This window comes from Chitinophaga sp. Hz27 (assembly GCF_042263525.1).
Lineage (GTDB): Bacteria > Bacteroidota > Bacteroidia > Chitinophagales > Chitinophagaceae > Chitinophaga.
Map to the genome: position 1 here is coordinate 440,717 of NZ_JBHKFJ010000007.1, position 19,231 is coordinate 459,947.

Sequence of the window (19,231 nt, forward strand, 5' to 3'; positions counted from 1 at the left end):
ATTTATTCGGCCCAGCTCATGGTATAGGAGCCATCTTCTATACCCAGCGCGGCTTCTGTTATCTGCAGCGGATGGAAAGTATCAACCATTACTGCCAGTTCTTTCGTTTCTTTAGCGCCGATACTTTTTTCAACAGCGCCAGGATGAGGACCATGCGGAATGCCTGCAGGATGCAGGGTGATCATACCACGTGTAACATGTTTACGGCTCATGAAATCACCATCTACATAATATAGTACTTCATCACTGTCGATATTACTGTGATTGTAAGGAGCAGGGATAGCTTGCGGATGGTAGTCGAACAAGCGTGGACAGAAAGAGCACACTACGAAGTTGGTGCCTTCAAAGGTTTGGTGGACTGGTGGCGGCTGATGCACGCGACCTGTAATTGGTTCGAAGTCGTGGATGGAAAAAGCAAATGGATATTCGCAACCATCCCATCCAACCACATCAAATGGATGATGTTTGTAATGGATAGGATACATTACGCCTTTCTTTTTAATATTAATAACGAAGTCGCCTTCCTGATCAATAGTTTCCAGGTTTTCAGGCTGCCTGATGTCACGCTCGCAGTAGGGCGAGTGTTCCAGCAGCTGCCCATATTTGCTGAGATAACGTTTAGGATAACGTATAGGGCTAAACGATTCAACAATAAAGAGTCTGTTATTTTCAGTATCAAATTGAATCTGATAGATTGTACCTCTTGGAATAACGAGGTAATCGCCGTAGCCAAATTTCAGTTGACCATATTGCGTTTTCAATGTACCGGTACCTTCATGAATGAAGATCATTTCATCCGCATCGGCATTTTTGTAGAAGTAGTCGCGCATGCTTTTACGTGGAGCAGCTAATACGATGTGGAGGTCGCTGTTAACGAGTACGGCTTTGCGACTTTTCAGAAAATCATCTTCCGGAGCGATATTGAAGCCCTGGAAACTGCGGTGTTTCAGCATTTTCTCTTCTGCTACTTTTGGAGCAACCTGATAAGGCTCATCTACTTTCACTATTTCAGTTGGTGGATGGCAATGATATAGCAGTGTGGAATGGGAAGAGAAACCTTCTGTCGAAAACAATTGTTCCGAGTAGAGGCCTCCGTCCGGTTTCCTGAACTGTGTGTGGCGCTTATGTGGAATCTGTCCTAGTTTATGATAATGCGGCATAACAGGAATATTGAATAATGAATAGGATTGTGTTGGTGTATGATGTTGTTCTGGTGTATGATTTATATAGATAGATGCAGATACAGTTACCTGCGTAACCTCCTGCTGATGATATATTTCCTGAGATGATAACCAGTTTGTAGCGCTGGTTGTTAAAACCATTCGTGTAAGAACAGCCGGACTAGCAGCAAATGCTGAAGTAGCAATGAAACGATGAAGCAGGTTTATCAGCTACTACAAAGTTACGCTATAATTACAGGAAAGGGCCCGGTTAGGGCATGGAAGTAAGGGTTATTACAAAGCCGAATCCATGGCGAGGGTGGCCATGAGAAAATAGTAGCGTAGCTGACTATTAGATGTATATTTTAATGATTCAGACAATGCCTGTATTTGTTTACTCGCTAAAGTTAATGATAAATTATTGGTATTTGGTTACCACCGCCAGATTTTTTTAGTTCAGATGATTTTATGGGTGTATTATTTACTAATAGCTGCGGAGCTGCTGCATTAACAATAAATGGCAACAAGATTTGCCATGGAAGTTTGGAACAATACCTTTCATCGGCAAGGAATATCTAACGGGGCATTAATTATTCATGTCAGGTTGCTGTCAGCTGAATCCAGGCAATGCTCATTCAAAATCATAATCAAACATCTTTTTGTCATGTAAATGTCAGTTAAATTTAAAAAACATACTACCCGGTCGCATATACGCAAATAATTTATCTACATTATTGTCTCATAAAACAATTAAAACATCTAATAAAACAACAAATACTTAAAATTTAACAATCTAAAACCATCAATTTTGAAATATTTCAAAATATATTCACTGCACTTTTAATTACCGTTGGAAATATAGACTTTTGTAACACAATCGTCACAAAAAAGTAATAGTGCAACACTTCTCTACATATCACCTCTCCTTCACTCCCTCCTCCGGGGAATGCATGAGCACTATTATTACAACCACCATTATTACAACCCCAGTGCGGGGTTAATTTTCACATATCATCCAACGACCGCAACGAGCGGTAAACAGCCGGAAGGAACCGGAAAATCCATACGTATAAACTTTATTTAATATGCAAGTTTTAAAATTCGGAGGTACATCCGTAGGCAGTGCTAAAGCCATAGAACAAGTTTGCCTCATACTGAAAGAAAATAAACCAACAGGAAAATTCGCTGTCGTTGTATCTGCCATGGGAGGTATCACCGATAAACTGATCAGCTGCGGACAGCTCGCCAGCGCCGGCAATGATCAGTATAAAGCTGTGTTGGAAGAAATAGAAACCCGCCACCTCACCGCCATCCGTGAGTTATTCCCCATTACTGCACAGAGCAGCTTAATCAGCCAGCTGAAAAAGAAATTGAATGCACTGGAAAACCTCTGTGACGGTATCTATCAGATAGGCGAGCTCAGTAAAAGAAGTCTGGATAAAATCATGAGCTTCGGCGAACTGATCTCCTGTGTATTTGTAGCGGAAAAATTGAAACAACAGGGCCTCCATGCAGCCTGGAAAGACAGCCGCGAACTCATTGTAACAGATAATCACTTTGGTCATGCCGCAGTTAATTTCGCAGCAACCAATCATAATATAAAAGCATTCTTCGATCAGCAACAGGCGGACTACACTGTATTACCAGGGTTTGTAGCTGCTACTATCGAAGGAGAAACGACTACACTTGGCCGTGGTGGCTCCGATTACACTGCTGCTATCATTGCTGCCGCTGTAAATGCCGACCTGCTGGACATCTGGACAGACGTTAGTGGTATGATGACCGCTGATCCACGTATGGTATCGCAAGCCATTCCAATTGCACATATCTCTTACGAAGAGGCGATGGAACTTTCGCACTTCGGCGCTAAGGTCATCTACCCTCCTACCATACAACCGGTAATGGATAAACGAATTCCAGTGTGGATCAAAAACACCTTTGCGCCTAACGATTACGGCACATTGATCCACGATGGCACCGATCGTAACTACCCAGTAACAGGAATTTCCGGCATACAACACATTGCCTTACTAACCCTCGAAGGTAGCGGCATGGTGGGTATCCCAGGATTCTCCAAACGCCTGTTCGAAGCACTCTCACGTGAACGCATAAACGTTATTCTCATTACACAGAGTTCTTCTGAACACTCGATCACTGTAGGTATACACGAAAATGAAATGCTCGCCGCCAAAGCGACCGTTGACGAAGAATTTGCCATCGAGATCCATGAGAAAAAAATAGAACCACTGCTGGTTGAGAAAGACCTTTGCATCGTGGCGGTAGTAGGTGATAAAATGAAAAACCACCACGGCACCAGCGGCAAACTATTTGGTACACTGGGCCGCAATGGTGTCAATGTTCGCGCTATCGCACAAGGATCAACAGAAAAAAACATCTCTGCTGTCATCAACAAAGCAGATGTTAAAAAAGCACTTAACCTCATACATGAAACCTTCTTTGAGCAACCACTGAAACAGGTCAACCTATTCATTGCTGGTGCAGGCAACGTGGGCGGCAAATTACTGGAACAATTGCAGCAGCAACAAAGCTTCCTGCAAGATGAACTGGGATTACAGATACGTGTGGCCGGGCTAGCAAACAGTAGAAACATGTTGCTGAGCGAATACGGCATCAAACTGAGTGACTGGCGCGATCAGCTGCCACAGGGCGACAACAACGATTTGCAACAGTTCATTGAAAGAATAAAAACACTTAACCTACGCAACAGCGTTTTCGTGGATAACACCGCAAGTGCAGATGTAGCCAAGGTTTACCGCGAATTCCTCCAACATGGTATCTCTGTTGTTACCTGTAACAAAATCGCTTGTTCATCAGACTACCAATATTATAAAGAGCTGAAAGAGCTGGCGCGCAAGTATGATGCATCTTTCCTCTTCGAAACCAATGTAGGCGCAGGATTACCGGTGATCAACACCTTAAATGATCTTATCCGCAGCGGCGATCGGGTGCACAGTATTGAAGCTGTACTGAGTGGCAGTCTCAATTTTGTATTCAATAATTTCGTTAACGGAGCCGACTTCCGCAAGGTGGTAAAAGCTGCACAGGATGAGGGTTACACCGAACCAGATCCACGTATAGATCTGAGTGGTGTGGATGTAATGCGCAAGATCCTGATCCTTGCCCGTGAAAGTGGTGCAAAAATGGAAATGGATGACATCACCAACAACCTTTTCTTACCAGATGCTTGTCTGAACGCCCCTTCTGTGGCTGATTTCTATGACCAGCTGGATGTGCATGCAGATCATTTCAAAGGATTGTTGCAGCAGGCATCTTCTCAGGGCAAACGCCTTAAGTTTGTTGCCCGTTATGAGGAAGGCAAAGCTTCTGTAGGTTTACAACAGATAGCGCCGGAACATCCGTTCTATAATCTGGAAGGAAAAGATAACATTGTATTATACACTACCAGCAGGTATAAAGAACAGCCACTGATTGTGAAGGGAGCAGGTGCAGGTGCAGATGTAACAGCATCCGGGATATTTGCTGACATCATCAGAACGGCGAGATAGGTATTAAGTTTTCATTATCCTTCTCACCGCATTCACCGTTCCTAAATTTCAATTATTAAATTAAGTATATGGATTGTATAAAAGTATTTGCTCCTGGCACTGTTGCTAATGTTGCCTGCGGCTTTGATGTAATAGGACTGGCCATGGACGCACCCGGCGATGAAATGATCCTGCGCAGGAGCAAGGAACCCGGCATCCGTATTACCGCCGTTCACGGGGCTGACCTCCCGTTAGACCCGCTTAAAAATGTGGCCGGTGTTGCTGTTCAGGCTTTATTACAGAAGTATGAAAATCCTGAAGTTGGCATAGAAATAGAAATATTCAAGAACATACATCCAGGTAGCGGCATCGGCTCCAGTGCTGCCAGCAGTGCCGGCGCTGTAGTAGGTGTCAACTATCTGCTCGGCGAGCCTTTTAGCCGCAAACAGCTGGTACGCTTTGCCATGGAAGGTGAAAGACTGGCATCCGGTTCGGCCCATGCGGACAACGTAGCACCTGCCATCCTCGGTGGATTCACCATGGTAAGGAGCTACAGACCACTGGATATTATCTCCCTGCGCTGTCCATCTGAGTTATGGGTAACCGTTATACATCCGCAGATAGAAGTAAAAACTTCTGATGCACGCGAGATCTTGAAACAGAAAGTATTGATGACAGATGCTATTCGTCAGTGGGGTAATGTAGGCGCGCTTGTAGCAGGTCTTTACCAGGATGATTATGACCTGATCAGTCGTTCCCTGGAAGATGTGATCGTAGAACCGGTACGTTCTATCCTGATCCCTGCCTTTCATGAGCTGAAGATTAAATCCAAAGAAGCGGGCGCCCTCGGTGGCGGTATCAGCGGCTCCGGCCCTTCCGTTTTCATGCTGAGCAAAGGCGAAGGCAATGCCCGCAAAGTGGCAGAAACTATGGACAAGGTATATGCTCCATTAGGAGTCGACTATAAAATCTACGTTTCCCGTATTAATACAGCAGGAGTAAAGGTGATTGATTAACTTTTTAAAGATTGTTCTATGCAGTACTACAGCTTGCAAAATCCGGCACATAAAGTATCCTTCGAGACTGCTGTTACACAAAGTATGGCGCCAGATAAAGGATTGTATTTCCCGGAGCAGATACCACAGCTCGATCCGGCTTTTATCAAAAACCTGGACAAATACTCAGACCACGAAATTGGTTACGAGGTCATTAAAGCTTTTGTAGGAGATGAAATCCCTGAAGATAAATTAAAGAAGATTATTGCAGATACCCTGCATTTTCCTTTTCCTATACAAAAGGTTTCGCGTGCTACCTACGCGCTGGAACTCTTCCACGGCCCTACCCTCGCCTTCAAAGATGTCGGCGCCAGGTTCATGGCTGGCTGTCTGGGATATTTCCGTAGGAACAGTAAAACGCCAGTAACAGTGCTGGTGGCTACTTCCGGTGATACGGGTGCAGCTGTTGCCAGTGGGTTCTATAATGTGCCTGGTGTTGAAGTGATTATCCTCTACCCTTCCAAAATGGTGAGCACTTTACAGGAAAAGCAGCTCACCACCCTTGGTGGAAACGTGCGCGCACTGGAAGTTTTAGGCACTTTTGATGATTGCCAGCAAATGGTAAAAACCGCCTTCCTCGATCAGGAAGTGCAGGCAAAGCGTCCATTGACATCTGCCAACTCCATCAACGTAGCCCGCTGGCTGCCACAGATGTTCTATTACTTCCTGGCGTATAAACAGATGAAGGCGGCACATCCTAATGTAGTATTCTCTGTGCCTAGCGGCAACTTTGGAAATATTTGTGCCGGTATGATGGCTGCTGCCATTGGTTTGCCAGTACATCACTTTATCGCTGCCACCAATAGCAACGATACCGTGCCACGCTATATGCAATCCGGCAAATATGAGCCTGCCCGTGCCGTTCCGACCCTATCTAACGCGATGGACGTAGCGGATCCAAGTAATTTCGTACGTGTATTGGAGTTATATGGCAAGAACTTACCAGAACTGGCTGCCAGCATGAGCTCCTACAGCTTCAACGATAAAGAGACTGCACGCACCATGGAGCGGGTTTATAAAGAATCACATTATATGTTGGATCCGCATGGCGCCGTAGGCTATCTGGGCTTGCAGAAATACCTCGCAGAAGACCCTGAAGTTACCGGTGTTTTCCTGGAAACAGCCCACCCCGTGAAATTCGAGGATACCGCGCCTAAGTCTATCCGTGATGAGATCCATACCCCGGCAAAAGTGATGAGTCTTTATGGAAAAGAAAAGTCCTCTATTGTTATTCCGGCAGATTATCAGGCCTTAAAAAAGACTTTAATGCAGTTAGAATTTCAGAATTCAGAATTAAGCCGTTAATTTGGCGCTGATTATGAGACGACTAACTATCCTTGCCTTGGGGCTGGCCATAACAGCCTGCAATAACAACAATAATAAAGAAACACATAATAGTCAGCAGCAGGACGCTGCTGCTGACTCTGTATATTATAGTGATATCATCCGGCCGGTAACCGACTCGCTGGAGAAATTCCCTGACAACCCGCCACTATACTATCGCCGGGCGTTGCTACTATTCAATACGCACCCGGAATTATCATTAAAAGATTTTGAGAAGGCAGCAGCACTGGACACCGCCAACGTAGAATACTGGGCAGGCGCCGGAGAAGCATCATTAGCCACTGGTAATAATAAAAAAGCCATTGACCTTTTCTCCCGTGCTTTAAAAGGCGCACCGGAATATTCGTACCTGCGCTATAAACTGGCCAGTGCCCTGGTGGAAGACAAACAGTATCCGCAGGCAGATAGCCTTGCTGACATCCTCACCCACTCTGCAGATGCCAAAGACCAGGCCTACTACCTGAAAGCCAGGATAGCAGAAGATCATAAAGACACTGCCAATGCCATTCAGCATCTTCGTATGGCCGTTAGCGTTGCTGGTGACCATCCTGAATATGAGGCCTTGATGGAACTGGGTGATTTGCTGCGTACCCGTAAAAATACCGATGGACTTCAGTTTTATCAAATGGCATTCAAACTGGATAGCACCAATGCGGAGCCCATCTATGCTTTCGGCCGTTTCCAGGAAGACCTTAACAACAAAGATGCAGCGATAACCGCATACCGCAAGGCTATCATCTCGGATCCAGGATATGAGTCAGCCTATATGGCCCTGGGAGATATTTACCGAAAAAGTGGAAATTGGAAAGATGCCTATGTTTTTTATAACCTTGCCGCCAAAGCAGCTCCTACAGACGCCGATGCCTACTTTAATCGCGCGTTAAGCCAGGAAAACCTGGGCAAAAAAGAAATGGCACTCGAAGACTATTACAAGGCAAGCTCCTTCAGAAAAGATTTCAAAGCGGCAAAGGAAGCCATTACCCGACTCAATGGGAAGTAATCCTGCAAACTATTTCTTAAATTTATTGTATAAAAAATTGATAGCCATTGGAACAAAAACCTGTATTAATAGCACCTTCATTACTGGCTTCTAATTTCCTGGAACTGGGAAATGAAGCCGCCATGCTTAACCGCAGCGAAGCTGACTGGTTTCATCTGGATGTAATGGACGGCCGCTTCGTACCTAACATCAGCTTTGGATTGCCAGTGATTGCCGCCATCAGAAAGGCAACACAGAAGACTTGTGATGTACACCTGATGATAGAGGAACCAGGTAAATATGCAGAAGATTTTCAGAAAGCCGGGGCCGACATGCTTACCGTTCACTATGAGGCATGCCCACACCTGCACAGAAATATCCAACAGATAAAGAAACTGGGAATGAAAGCTGGCGTAGCACTCAACCCACATACGCCAGTAGCGCTGCTGGAAAATATAATCAGAGATATAGATCTTGTGCTGATCATGAGCGTAAATCCGGGTTTCGGCGGACAGTCATTCATAGAGCAGACCTATCATAAGATTGCACAGACCAGGCAACTGATCAACGATAACAATGCCCATGCCCTTATAGAAGTGGATGGGGGCATCAATGCACAGAATGCCGGCCAGCTTATTCAGGCAGGAGCAAACGTATTAGTTGCTGGCAGTGCTGTATTTGCAACACCAGATCCGGAAAAAACCATCAGAGAGCTAAAAGCTGCAGCAGAGGCAGGTTTAGGAAAGATGTGAGATAATCTCCTTTGACAAGGGCTTGGTCAGATACCCGCTGACAAACTTGTAACTACGCACGCGTTCCTTGTCCTTTTCATCTATGCTCGAAGTCAGTACAAAGATTTTCACAGATTTAGGTAAAGCAGTTTGGAATCCTGCATATTCATCCAGGAATTCCCATCCGTCCATTACCGGCATATTCAAATCCAGTAGGATCAGATCTGGTAATGCGTCCGGATTATTCGTGTTTTCTCTGAAATAGTCCAGCACTTCCTGGGCATCAGAGAATACACGAATATTATTGCTTATGCCCTGTCGCTCAATCATTATTTTGGCGATCTGCTGGTGAATAGGGTCATCATCCACAATAAAAATCATATTGATCAGGTCCATATAAGCATATTATTCAGGCCTAAAAGTAATAATAAATTTTGTTCCGAGGCCTGGTTTGCTTTCTGCTTTTATACTACCCCCCATTGCTTCTACCTGTGTTTTGGTAATAAACAGTCCGATTCCTTTGGCATCTTTGTTCTTATGAAAGGTTTTTCTGAAGCCAAATAATTTGTTGCCAAATCGTTCCATATCTATCCCAACACCGTTATCTTCAACGGTAAGCATGATGAGGTCATTTTCGACCCAGGAGTGTAAATGCAGTTCCGGCGTGCGTTCCGGAGAGCGGTACCTGATGGCGTTCGTGATGAAGTTTTGTAAGATACTGTCGAGGTAAACCCTGGAGTATATCAGGGCTGGTGCTTTACTGAAATCTGATGAGATTTGAATATTACTGGTTTCAACATCTACCAGCAAAATATCGGTAACTTTCTTCAATCTGTCTGCAAAGAAGAGTTTTTCTTTTTCTACGTTTACATCCTTTCTGATCTGTACTACTTCTACAAGATCATTCAAGGTTTCATCTATCTTTTTAATCACCTCATGCAGCATACCCAGGTATAGTTCACGTTCCTGCTGAGAGGTAGCCTCATTATGCATTTGCATTAACGCTTTCAGGTTGGCAATAGGCGCTCTGAGGTTATGAGAAGTGATATGCGCGAAGTCTTCCAGCTGTTTATTCTGGTTGACCAGGTTTTTATTAAGATTAGATAATTGGTCATTGGCGCGACGCAGTTCCTTTTGCATTTTTCGGCTTTCTGTGATATCCCTGATAAATACCGAAATACCACCGTCTTGCATAGGCGTAAGCAAGAAGTCGAACCATTTATCAGGCGCAGGGAAATAAATCCCGAATGACTGAGATGCTTGCTGGCGGATGCATTCCTGTAGGCGTGCATAGAATACTGTGCCGCTAAGTTTAGGAAATACTTCAAAGATATTACTGCCGGTGAGCGCTTTCCTACCAATCAGTTTTTCTGCTTTCTGGTTGAGGAAGTTGAGCTGTCCATCTGGTTCCATGGCCACGTAACCCATATCGATGGTATCAAAGAAGAGCCGCATCAGCTCTGTGTTACGGGTCAGCGCGTCGCGGATGGCGGACTGCTCCGTGATATCCTGCACAACGCCGTATATGCGTTTGGGTGAACCATTGGACATATCTGCCTGCCCGATAGCTCTCACCCTTTTGATCACGTGGTAAGGCGTTTCGATGACCATTTGTGCATCAAATGGTTTACCATTGCGGATACATTGATCTATTAAAATGCGCAGCGTCTGCCGCGATTCTTCTGTGTAGAAGCTAAGTACATCATCTAATGTAATGGAGGTTCCCGGCGTACATCCATGAATGTTACACGCCTCCTCAGACCATCTGAATTCCCCTGTATTAACAGCCAGCTCCCAACCGCCAATCTTACCTATCTGGCCTGTTTGCTGGAGGAATTCCTGGTTTTTAATATTTTCGAGTTCCTGTGTTTTCTTATCTGTGATATCATTAACCAGGGCCACTACTATCCTTTCTTTATCAACAGGATTTACTACAGGAAATACGGTGAGATCCAGATATACTTCCCTGTCGATGTTTGTCCACCGGCCATCTTTCCCAAAATCTACTTTCTTCTCCAATCGCAGGGGCATATTATCCTGCAATGCCTGCTGGAAGAGATCATCCAGTTCAAACATGGTGGCAAATTCATCGTTCATTACATTGAACTGCCGGCGGGCAGTAGGATGTGGTGAGTCAAAGAAATTACGTTGTGTTTGATTGATACGGCGGATAAATCCGAAGTTATCAAACTGAATATATCCGATTGGCAGATTTTCTATGATGTTATCCAGGAGTCTTTCGCTTTTCTGGAGGCTGATTTCGGCTAGTTTTTTCTCCGTGATATCATCGAGGATGAGGAATATGTTCGCCATATTACTCTGTTTATCTACCACTGGGAAAATGGTTGCCTCAAAATAAATAGGATAAATACGGGTGATATCGTCATAATTCTTCTCAGAGAAGTTGAGCAGAATTTCCCTTTTTAATGTTTTGCGACCACTACGAACATCTTCGAAAAGTTTGGCGAGTCCGTTGAGGCGGTAGTGTGGATCATAGAGCCAGTTATAGTTGGGGGTGGTAAAGAACGCGTGTTCTTGTCCCCAGATCTGTCGTTGGCGGCTATTCATTTCCATGGAGATTCCATCCGGTGAAAATTGTTGCAGTCCGATGGGCAGATTTTCAAGGATCTGACGGAAATATTGTTCATCTTCCTGGATACGTAGTTCAGATAATTTACGATCAGTGATATCCATACCCAGGATAAGGTATTCGTCGGAATGTTGATTATCCACGGTCAGTGGATTGATACCGGCTTCGAGCCAGAGTGGTTTTACGCCGTTGATGAGGAAGCAGAACTGTTCGCGGATAGCTTTACCATTTTTTATGGCATGTAGTGTGCGCTCCCACTGGTCCCCGTTTGCGGGTAGTAGGACAGATTCGAGTGGTTGTCCGCAGACAACCTGTTCTGGCAACTGCAGTGCATTGAGCATCAGTTTATTCACCGAGGAAATGGTACCATCTGTGCTTACTGTGACCGACAGTGCGCAGGCGTTGATGGCAGCTTCCAGGTGTAACAGATGCTGGTAATGCTGATCCATAGCTATATTCATATGATAGCAGAACTTAATATCGTTGTGTCTGCAAAGGGCGTAAAATAGATATTATAAACCAGAAATTTGTTGATAATTCTATAAAAGTAGGAAAATGTTTATGGATTGAATGCGAGGTCTGTCAAAAGTTTGGAGATGTTTTATCCACGTGTGTGGATTTTTCATTTTGTAGAATTTGGTGAACGAGTAATATCTTCGCGTTAGATTAACAATCTGACAAACAATCAAAAAGCAGTTATTTGAAAGTTTTGGTTATCATGGGTCCAGCCGGCGGCCTACTGTTCATGAAGAAGTCGTAGCTTCAGCCCCATAGTAATCCTGACAAAGTAAGTACAAGATGAATTACTGCACAGGAGAGCTGCATGTATCCTGGCACTGGGTGCTGCTGCTGTTGCTTCGAGCTTAGGACTATTGAAGCAGAACGGCTGCAGAATTTAGTGTAAGCTTAACAAGATTGCTATCCAGGTTGCGTAAGAATTAAATATATTCGGTATGATAATATCGACTTTTTTCCTGGACAATTTAAATCTTTGAATCATTGACTGAATCGATTATCAACTTAGATAGTATTAATCCCATTGAGTTTTTCGGAGTAAACAACGGAAAACTGGATTTACTGAAAAAGAAGTTCCCATTGTTGAAAATCCTGTCCAGAGGTACCCAGCTGAAGCTGAGCGGCTCGCCGGAAGAGGTGGCAACAGCGGAGGAAAAGATTGGCCAGATTGTAAAATATCTGGAGCGTAACGGCAATCTGACCGAGAATTATTTTGAACAAATCCTTGGGGATGAAGAGGGTGCCGGTATTGATAATTTCAGTGACCGTAACCCCAATGAGGTGCTGGTATTTGGTCCTAACGGCAGAACAGTACGGGCCCGCACTGCCAACCAGAAGAAAATGGTTAGTCTGGCAGACAGGAACGATATTATTTTCGCTATTGGGCCGGCGGGTACCGGTAAAACCTATACAGCAGTAGCGTTAGCTGTGAGAGCGCTGAAGAACAAAGCGATCAAAAAGATCATTCTTACACGTCCGGCGGTAGAAGCAGGTGAAAGCCTTGGATTTTTGCCGGGAGATTTGAAAGAAAAGATTGATCCTTATCTGCGCCCGCTGTATGATGCGCTGGATGATATGATACCAGCAGAGAAGCTGAGCTATTATATGGCCAACCGCATTATAGAGATCGCACCATTAGCGTATATGCGTGGACGTACCCTTGATAATTCATTTATTATCCTGGATGAAGCGCAAAATGCTACTGATTTACAGATTAAAATGTTTCTTACCCGTATCGGCGCATCTGCGAAAGCAATTATTACGGGCGACCTTACCCAGATCGATTTACCTAAAAATCAGAAGTCGGGCCTTGATAAAGCTACCCGAATCCTGAAAAACATCGATGGTATTGGTTACCTGGAGCTGGATGAAGAAGATGTGGTGAGACATAGGCTGGTGAAGGCCATTATCAGGGCTTACGAGGCCAATAAAGATTAACAGGGTTTAGTATTGGCACTTCATTGAGTGCCAATACTTTAACGCTTCATTAACGAGCTTTAACGTAAGTTCGGGCCTGAAAAGGGGAACTCAGTTGATGACGTTATAATGACGGAACTTTGCAGATATGAATGTTTAACCCTATTTTTGTTAGTGATATATTAATAATTTATCCACCGCATGACCAATATTCGTCGAATCCTGTTACTGGCTGTTATACCAACCTTGTTGTTCAGCTGCAAAAAAAAGGCTACACCGGAAGAAGTAGCGCTGGCTTTTATGCACGCCATCCAGGATTCGAACTTTGACAAGGCAAGGGATTATGCCACTAAAGAATCCCAACAGGTAATACAGCTCTATTCCTTTTTTGATGCTCGCCGCAGCGATGCCGAAAGAGAAAAGATTAAAAATGCCAAAATCGAGGTAATTAAAACGGAGAAAAACGAGGCGGGCGACAAAGCATCTGTAACGATCCTTAACTCTTCTGCTCATCAGGAAGAAGTGCTACAATTAGTGAAAGAAAGTGGCCAGTGGAAGATTTCACTTACACTGGAAAGCATCATTCCTAATTATGCGCCCCCAGCCAACAACGGACAAACCCTCGATTCAGCCGGTGCCGGCGCGGTACCAGCTGATACCGCAGCAGCCAGCGTTCCTGTCCATTAATAGCTTCCCTTTTTTCCCGGCATAACTTACGGGATAATAATAATTTAGCTATTAACACATTGTTACGTAATTTTGCCACGCATTCCGCGAGGGCCGGATATAGATTTTCTCTTAATCTACCCTTTTAAGAACGCAGGGCTGCACCCCCTGTTCACAAACTTAAGCTTGCATTGAACTATAAACATTAAAGTAAAGTAGATTAAATTATGATGACAAATCCCTGGCATAGTGTGAGTCCCGGTAATGAAGTACCACACATAGTAAATGCTATAATTGAGATTCCAAAGGGATGCCGTGCCAAATACGAACTGGATAAAGAAAGCGGTTTACTGAAACTGGACAGGGTACTGTACTCTTCTGTTTACTATCCTGCCAACTACGGATTCATACCACAGTCATACTGCGACGACCATGATCCACTGGATATCCTGGTACTGTCTCAGGTAGATTGCGTTCCAATGTGCATCATCGAAGCAAAAGTTATCGGCGTTATGCAGATGATCGATGGCGGTGAAGCGGATGACAAAATCATCGCTGTAGCTGCTAACGATATGAGCGTAAACCATATCAACGATATATCTGAACTGCCTCCTCACTTTATTGAAGAAATGCGTCATTTCTTCGAAGAATACAAAACACTGGAAAAGAAAACCGTTATCGTGGAAGAATTCCAGGACAAAGCGAAAGCAGAAGAAATTATTAAGAAAAGCTTCGAAGATTACCGTAAAATCTTCAAACAAAGCTAATCTGTATCACTGGTCATTTACCAGTATACGCAAAAAAAGCCGTCTCTATGTAAAGGGACGGCTTTTTTGTTATCGTAAAATGGCCTGGTTAGAGCAATCGTTTTATGATTCGCAGCTTATGGGTACGAATCCCTGTATCACTGTTGATAATACCCTGATTATCGATTGGATCTATTCTTACTTTACCAGATGAATGTATGATTTCATGGTCATTTAGTAAGATGCCCACATGTGTTATTCTCCCTTCTTCATTATCAAAAAAAGCCAGATCGCCCAATTGCCCTTCCTGGAGAAAATCAACGGTGGTGCCTTGTGTTGCCTGCTGGTAGGCATCACGCCATAACGCCACTCCTGCCAGCTTAAAGGTGTTCTGGGTAAGGCCTGAACAATCTACGCCAAATACAGATCTGCCACCCCATAAATAGGCCGTATTAAGATATTTCAAGGCAGCATCTCTGATGATGATTGCCCGCTGCGCTGTAGCTACATCGGTAGTCACGAGATTTGTCGGGATGTTGACCACAAATTGACCCCAGTTTGAGGAACCAGCCTGACCTTTAACGAGGCAGCCAAAAGGAACCATCATTGGCTGACCATTTAACATCACCTCGTTACTCCATCCTGGCAGAAAACCCGAAACCGGAGCCTTGTAAAACGATTCATCTACCAGCTGAAGATGTGATTCCGTGGCCCAACCGATGTAATCATCGTATTGATTTTTGACCTGTACCCAACCTCCGGCGGCGGATGCCAATATTTCTACGCATTCGCCCCATAGCAACTGGGAAATCATTTCGCTTCTATGTGCCGATTCCATGCGCAAAGGCGCAACAGGCACAGTTACAACAGCATATAGCATATGAATTGTATAAATCCGTTTTATAATCCAATATTCTTGTTCCGGTAGTGAACTTTTTCCGATTTAATACGTAAATATAAAATATTAAGTTTATGCACCAGCAGTTAACCAGTTTATCGGACAAAGAGTTAATATCCCGGACCAGAAAACAAAAAGACCGGGAGGCGGAGGGCGTGTTGATGGACAGATACAGTCATTTACTGGTGGCCATTTCCCTACCTCAGCTAAATAGTCGTACCAACCTTGACCCCAACGTTGTTTTTCCCAATTTACTTCAGCGACTTAGCGCCAGTCTTAAAACACAATCCATCTATAAAGCCAATGAATGGATCTTGCATACGCTGCGCGGTTACTTCAGCAAACAGGAAAAAACCACCCCGTTCTATCCATCCCGCGATGGCAGAGATATCATGCACATCGAGAATAAGGTGGAAAAAGCATCTACCAACACCATCGACCGAGAGGAGCTGGTGATCAGACTGGAACAGGCTTTGCATCGTCTTCCAGCTGAGGACAGAGCGCTGCTACAGGAATTTTATCTGGAAAATAAATCATTCACTGAATTAGCCGCAGCCAAAGGCTGGAACCGAGATAAGGTACGTAACCAGCTAAAGGTTGCCAAAAACAAACTGGCAAAGCTTTTCATCAATCAGGCGTATGTTAAGTAATAATTCATCCCAACATGATAAGGTGATCAAGATCTTCTCAGGAATCCGGTGCCTGAGTAAAGATCAGCTCCCTCGTTACCTCGACGGGAGACTGACAGATGTGGAAAAACACCTGGTAGAGCAACACCTGGTAGACTGTGACCTCTGTTTTGAAGCATTGCAGGCTTTAGAGAAAGAAGGAAATACTGACAGATATAATGACCTTACCGGCAAATTACAGCGCTATATACAACAGAGTATTTCCCCCGTTTCTCATACTCAAAAAGTGGCGCAGTATACCCGAAAAGAAAAGTATAAAGAGAACTTCCTCGTATTCTTCTGGATACTTGCTTTTGGCGCTATGGGCATCAGTGGTGTCTATGTTTTGCGTGGCCATATGCGCAATCAGCCGGAAGTTCCGCGTATCATGGCTAGTGCGGTAACGCCTTCCCGTGAAGCCAGCGAGAAGGTTGAAGGTAATACTGATCAGTCTATCGTAAAGCCTGACCATGAATCTCCTCCACCCACTGTACCAGTGGCCGCACATCCGGCGCCTACTACCCCTGTGGTTGCGCCCGGGACTCCAGCCACAACAGCAGTAACACCGCCTGTACCTTTATCTTCTGCAGATTCGGCCAAGCTAAAGGCTTTAAACGCAGCCAAAGCCGCCAAATTAAAAGCTAGGACAGATAGTATTCGTAAAGCTAATCTCGCAGCTGCCGAAGCCCGTAAAACGGATTCTATCAGAAGAGAAAATGAGCAACAGGCGAAAGATCAGCAGGCAAAGGCAGATGCAGCGGCAAAAGCAGCGGCGGCAGCCAAAGAAAAGGATCAGGCCCCACCTGAACCAGCCAAACGTGACGATGCACCCAAAAAGGATGCAGCGGCTATCCCTATCACCAACAGCGATGAAAATCTTTATAAATCTGCATTACAACTACAGCAACAAGGAAATGTGAATGAGGCCATGGATCGCTATCGCAGGATTGAATCCAATGGCAATCCCAGATATGTAGAACTCGCCCGTTATCAGTTGGCCCTTTGTTATCGTAGTAAAGGTCAGTCAGGCAAAGCAAGGCGCATGTTTAAGGAAGTTGTGCGAATGGATGGTAGTATGAAAAATGCTGCCCAACAGGCACTGGACGCAATGTAATTACTTATAGCAGCTATTAAAGACGGCCTCTCTATTCAACAAAGAGAGGCCGTCTTTTTATTGGAATAGAGCAGTTAATTTGCGTGATATGGTAGGCATCTCTCTACGATATAAAAAAAATTATATCTATTATCCATTAATTTTATGGAATATTTATGAAGATTGCATCTCATAAGTAGCATTCTATTTTTAGCCTGTGAATTATCCGGATATACATACACTTTCAGACCAGGAATTACTGCAGCGGTACAAAGCAGATGGTAACACCGAGTGGATCGGCGAATTGTTTGACCGCTATGCTGTACTTTTACTTGGTATGTGCATGAAATACCTCAAAAATGAGGAAGATGCACGCGATGCCGTACAGCAGATTTTCCTGAAGGTATTGTCAGATGTTAATAAACATGAAATACAATACTTCCGCGCCTGGATTTACCAGGTAGCGAAGAATTATTGCCTGATGCAGATTCGTCAGAACCATATGAAGTACAAAGAAGAGATCAGCGATCGTAATCTGGGTGCTATGGAGGCGGAGCAGGAAGATAAACGAATGCACCAGGAAAAAGATATTATGCTGGACCATATGGAACAGGCCATGAGCCAGTTAAGTCCTGAACAGAAAATCTGTGTGGAACTTTTTTATCTTCATAAAAAATCCTACCAGCAAATTGCTGATGAAACAGGATTTAACCTGATGCAGGTAAAGAGTCATATTCAGAATGGAAAGCGTAATCTCAAAATTATACTGGAAAAACAACAACGCGCAAACAAGAGTTAATTTGCATCAATTGTTATGAACGAGCATTTCAAAGATATATTTGTCACTACTGGTTGTCCTTCGCAGCAACAGTTGCTGGATTATGTCCAGGGGCGACTGACACCGGAAGAACAGCATGAGGTGGAGATGCATTTGTCTGATTGTGAACTGTGCAGTGAGGCACTGGAGGGTTTGTCTGCCATTAAGGAGAAAGAAAAAATCCCTGCGATGGTAAGACAGATGAAGTGGGACCTGATGAAAAAATTGCATAAACGTTACCGGAGGAATCGCCGGACAGGGAATTTTAATATATCCCTTACCGTTATAGTGCTGATAATTTTATTTTTCGTGCTGGCTATGTTTTTCGGCTATCACTTCTATACACATCATAGATAGGAAAGATTTTCTACGGATATAAAAATGGGCCCTGGGGGGCCCTTTTTTATTAATATAAGGTCCTGTTTTCCTTACTGTTCCAGTCTTCGAATACGCTGATTGCATCTGGAGAAGGAATATGTATGAGTGGGATACGTTTTTGTTCGTGTGGTTTTTCTATTTCGTCATAAATAAATGAATCATCAAAGGCGATGGCAGCGGCGTCTTCTTTGGTATTAGCATAGTAAACGCGATCTGGCCGTGCCCAATAGATAGCGCCTAGGCACATTGGACAAGGTTCGCAGCTGGTGAATATTTCGCATCCATTAAGCTGGAAAGTATTCAGATGAGCACAGGCATTTCGTATAGCCATTACTTCAGCGTGGGCAGTAGGATCGTTATTGCAGAGTACCTGGTTCCAGCCCTCTCCTACCACTTCATCTCCCCTGACTACAATAGCGCCAAAAGGTCCACCGTCGCCACTTTTCATTCCACGAGCCGATAAACGAACAGCATGTTGTATGAATTTTACTTCTCTTTCTCCGATCATGATTATTATGAGTTGATGTAGACACAATTTAATAAAAAAGCGTTGGATATTTGGTTTGGTTAGGGAGATGATAGGCCTGTATTTCCTGCATTATTTGAATGGAGGCCATTGGCAATTGATACCAAAGGTATCAGTTGGGGGATTCCGCGCTTCCCACGGC

General features: G+C 44.2%; 17 protein-coding genes. 12 read left to right on the forward strand and 5 right to left on the reverse strand.

Translation table 11 applies throughout. The features are described from left to right. Nucleotides 1-2 precede the first annotated feature (2 nt). A complete protein-coding gene (locus ACE38W_RS18830) occupies nt 3-1,322 on the reverse strand; it encodes a homogentisate 1,2-dioxygenase (RefSeq protein ID WP_375833182.1) in 1,320 nt (439 codons plus the stop codon). Between the two features lie 923 nt (nt 1,323-2,245). Here ACE38W_RS18830 and thrA point away from each other — a divergent pair. From thrA to rpe, 5 genes are all read left to right on the forward strand, one after another. Next, on the forward strand, nt 2,246-4,687 hold the full coding sequence (gene thrA / locus ACE38W_RS18835) for a bifunctional aspartate kinase/homoserine dehydrogenase I (protein WP_375833185.1): 2,442 nt from the start codon (nt 2,246-2,248) through the stop codon (nt 4,685-4,687). Between the two features lie 68 nt (nt 4,688-4,755). Continuing rightward, nucleotides 4,756-5,682: a homoserine kinase gene (locus tag ACE38W_RS18840; RefSeq protein WP_375833187.1), complete on the forward strand. Its 927-nt coding sequence runs from the start codon at nt 4,756-4,758 to the stop codon at nt 5,680-5,682. An 18-nt stretch (nt 5,683-5,700) separates the two neighbouring features. After that, nucleotides 5,701-7,026: a threonine synthase gene (gene thrC, locus ACE38W_RS18845; protein WP_375833190.1), complete on the forward strand. Its 1,326-nt coding sequence runs from the start codon at nt 5,701-5,703 to the stop codon at nt 7,024-7,026. A gap of 13 nt (nt 7,027-7,039) precedes the next feature. After that, nucleotides 7,040-8,065, forward strand: coding sequence for a tetratricopeptide repeat protein (locus ACE38W_RS18850; RefSeq protein ID WP_375833193.1), 1,026 nt, complete (start codon nt 7,040-7,042; stop codon nt 8,063-8,065). Between the two features lie 47 nt (nt 8,066-8,112). After that, nucleotides 8,113-8,796: a ribulose-phosphate 3-epimerase gene (gene rpe / locus ACE38W_RS18855; RefSeq protein WP_375833196.1), complete on the forward strand. Its 684-nt coding sequence runs from the start codon at nt 8,113-8,115 to the stop codon at nt 8,794-8,796. Here the strand turns inward: rpe and ACE38W_RS18860 are convergent. Together ACE38W_RS18860 and ACE38W_RS18865 are read right to left on the reverse strand one after the other, a co-directional pair. Continuing rightward, a complete protein-coding gene (locus tag ACE38W_RS18860; RefSeq protein WP_375833198.1) occupies nt 8,782-9,171 on the reverse strand; it encodes a response regulator in 390 nt (129 codons plus the stop codon). The two genes, rpe and ACE38W_RS18860, sit on opposite strands and share 15 nt — an antisense overlap. Before the next feature lie 9 nt (nt 9,172-9,180). Beyond that, nucleotides 9,181-11,826: a PAS domain S-box protein gene (locus ACE38W_RS18865; RefSeq protein ID WP_375833201.1), complete on the reverse strand. Its 2,646-nt coding sequence runs from the start codon at nt 11,824-11,826 to the stop codon at nt 9,181-9,183. Between the two features lie 538 nt (nt 11,827-12,364). Between ACE38W_RS18865 and ACE38W_RS18870 the strand changes: the two genes are divergently transcribed. The 3 genes from ACE38W_RS18870 (at nt 12,365) to ACE38W_RS18880 (ending at nt 14,730) form a co-directional block, all read left to right on the forward strand. After that, on the forward strand, nt 12,365-13,318 hold the full coding sequence (locus ACE38W_RS18870; protein ID WP_375833203.1) for a PhoH family protein: 954 nt from the start codon (nt 12,365-12,367) through the stop codon (nt 13,316-13,318). Between the two features lie 180 nt (nt 13,319-13,498). Continuing rightward, entirely contained in the window at nt 13,499-13,984 is a 486-nt protein-coding gene (locus tag ACE38W_RS18875) for a hypothetical protein (RefSeq protein ID WP_375833205.1), read from the forward strand. 206 nt (nt 13,985-14,190) lie between these two features. Continuing rightward, a complete protein-coding gene (locus tag ACE38W_RS18880; RefSeq protein WP_375833208.1) occupies nt 14,191-14,730 on the forward strand; it encodes an inorganic diphosphatase in 540 nt (179 codons plus the stop codon). A gap of 88 nt (nt 14,731-14,818) precedes the next feature. On the opposite strand, the gene ACE38W_RS18885 is transcribed toward ACE38W_RS18880, so the two are convergent. Beyond that, a complete protein-coding gene (locus ACE38W_RS18885) occupies nt 14,819-15,589 on the reverse strand; it encodes an NlpC/P60 family protein (RefSeq protein ID WP_375833210.1) in 771 nt (256 codons plus the stop codon). Between the two features lie 92 nt (nt 15,590-15,681). On the opposite strand from ACE38W_RS18885, the gene ACE38W_RS18890 reads away from it, so the two are divergent. The 4 genes from ACE38W_RS18890 (at nt 15,682) to ACE38W_RS18905 (ending at nt 18,542) form a co-directional block, all read left to right on the forward strand. Continuing rightward, nucleotides 15,682-16,257: an RNA polymerase sigma factor gene (locus tag ACE38W_RS18890; protein WP_375833212.1), complete on the forward strand. Its 576-nt coding sequence runs from the start codon at nt 15,682-15,684 to the stop codon at nt 16,255-16,257. Then, the gene (locus ACE38W_RS18895; RefSeq protein WP_375833214.1) at nt 16,247-17,389 is read left to right on the forward strand and encodes a zf-HC2 domain-containing protein; all 1,143 of its coding nucleotides are present in this window, start codon (nt 16,247-16,249) and stop codon (nt 17,387-17,389) included. The genes ACE38W_RS18890 and ACE38W_RS18895 overlap by 11 nt, the downstream gene beginning before the upstream one ends. Before the next feature lie 196 nt (nt 17,390-17,585). Next, entirely contained in the window at nt 17,586-18,167 is a 582-nt protein-coding gene (locus ACE38W_RS18900; protein WP_375833217.1) for an RNA polymerase sigma factor, read from the forward strand. 15 nt (nt 18,168-18,182) lie between these two features. Next, complete coding sequence (locus tag ACE38W_RS18905; protein WP_375833219.1) at nt 18,183-18,542, forward strand: zf-HC2 domain-containing protein; 360 nt, start codon at nt 18,183-18,185, stop codon at nt 18,540-18,542. A gap of 49 nt (nt 18,543-18,591) precedes the next feature. On the opposite strand, the gene ACE38W_RS18910 is transcribed toward ACE38W_RS18905, so the two are convergent. Continuing rightward, entirely contained in the window at nt 18,592-19,071 is a 480-nt protein-coding gene (locus ACE38W_RS18910; RefSeq protein WP_375833222.1) for a nucleoside deaminase, read from the reverse strand. Nucleotides 19,072-19,231: the final 160 nt, after the last annotated feature.

Bases quoted from the DNA above. Each gene is read 5' to 3' on its own strand.
- ACE38W_RS18830 (WP_375833182.1), bottom strand. From the start codon at position 1,322: ATGGTTTTAACAACCAGCGCTACAAACTGGTTATCATCTCAGGAAATA.
- thrA (WP_375833185.1), top strand. From the start codon at position 2,246: ATGCAAGTTTTAAAATTCGGAGGTACATCCGTAGGCAGTGCTAAAGCC.
- ACE38W_RS18840 (WP_375833187.1), top strand. From the start codon at position 4,756: ATGGATTGTATAAAAGTATTTGCTCCTGGCACTGTTGCTAATGTTGCC.
- thrC (WP_375833190.1), top strand. From the start codon at position 5,701: ATGCAGTACTACAGCTTGCAAAATCCGGCACATAAAGTATCCTTCGAG.
- ACE38W_RS18850 (WP_375833193.1), top strand. From the start codon at position 7,040: ATGAGACGACTAACTATCCTTGCCTTGGGGCTGGCCATAACAGCCTGC.
- ACE38W_RS18860 (WP_375833198.1), bottom strand. From the start codon at position 9,171: ATGGACCTGATCAATATGATTTTTATTGTGGATGATGACCCTATTCAC.
- ACE38W_RS18865 (WP_375833201.1), bottom strand. From the start codon at position 11,826: ATGAATATAGCTATGGATCAGCATTACCAGCATCTGTTACACCTGGAA.
- ACE38W_RS18875 (WP_375833205.1), top strand. From the start codon at position 13,499: ATGACCAATATTCGTCGAATCCTGTTACTGGCTGTTATACCAACCTTG.
- ACE38W_RS18880 (WP_375833208.1), top strand. From the start codon at position 14,191: ATGATGACAAATCCCTGGCATAGTGTGAGTCCCGGTAATGAAGTACCA.
- ACE38W_RS18885 (WP_375833210.1), bottom strand. From the start codon at position 15,589: ATGCTATATGCTGTTGTAACTGTGCCTGTTGCGCCTTTGCGCATGGAA.
- ACE38W_RS18890 (WP_375833212.1), top strand. From the start codon at position 15,682: ATGCACCAGCAGTTAACCAGTTTATCGGACAAAGAGTTAATATCCCGG.
- ACE38W_RS18895 (WP_375833214.1), top strand. From the start codon at position 16,247: ATGTTAAGTAATAATTCATCCCAACATGATAAGGTGATCAAGATCTTC.
- ACE38W_RS18905 (WP_375833219.1), top strand. From the start codon at position 18,183: ATGAACGAGCATTTCAAAGATATATTTGTCACTACTGGTTGTCCTTCG.
- ACE38W_RS18910 (WP_375833222.1), bottom strand. From the start codon at position 19,071: ATGATCGGAGAAAGAGAAGTAAAATTCATACAACATGCTGTTCGTTTA.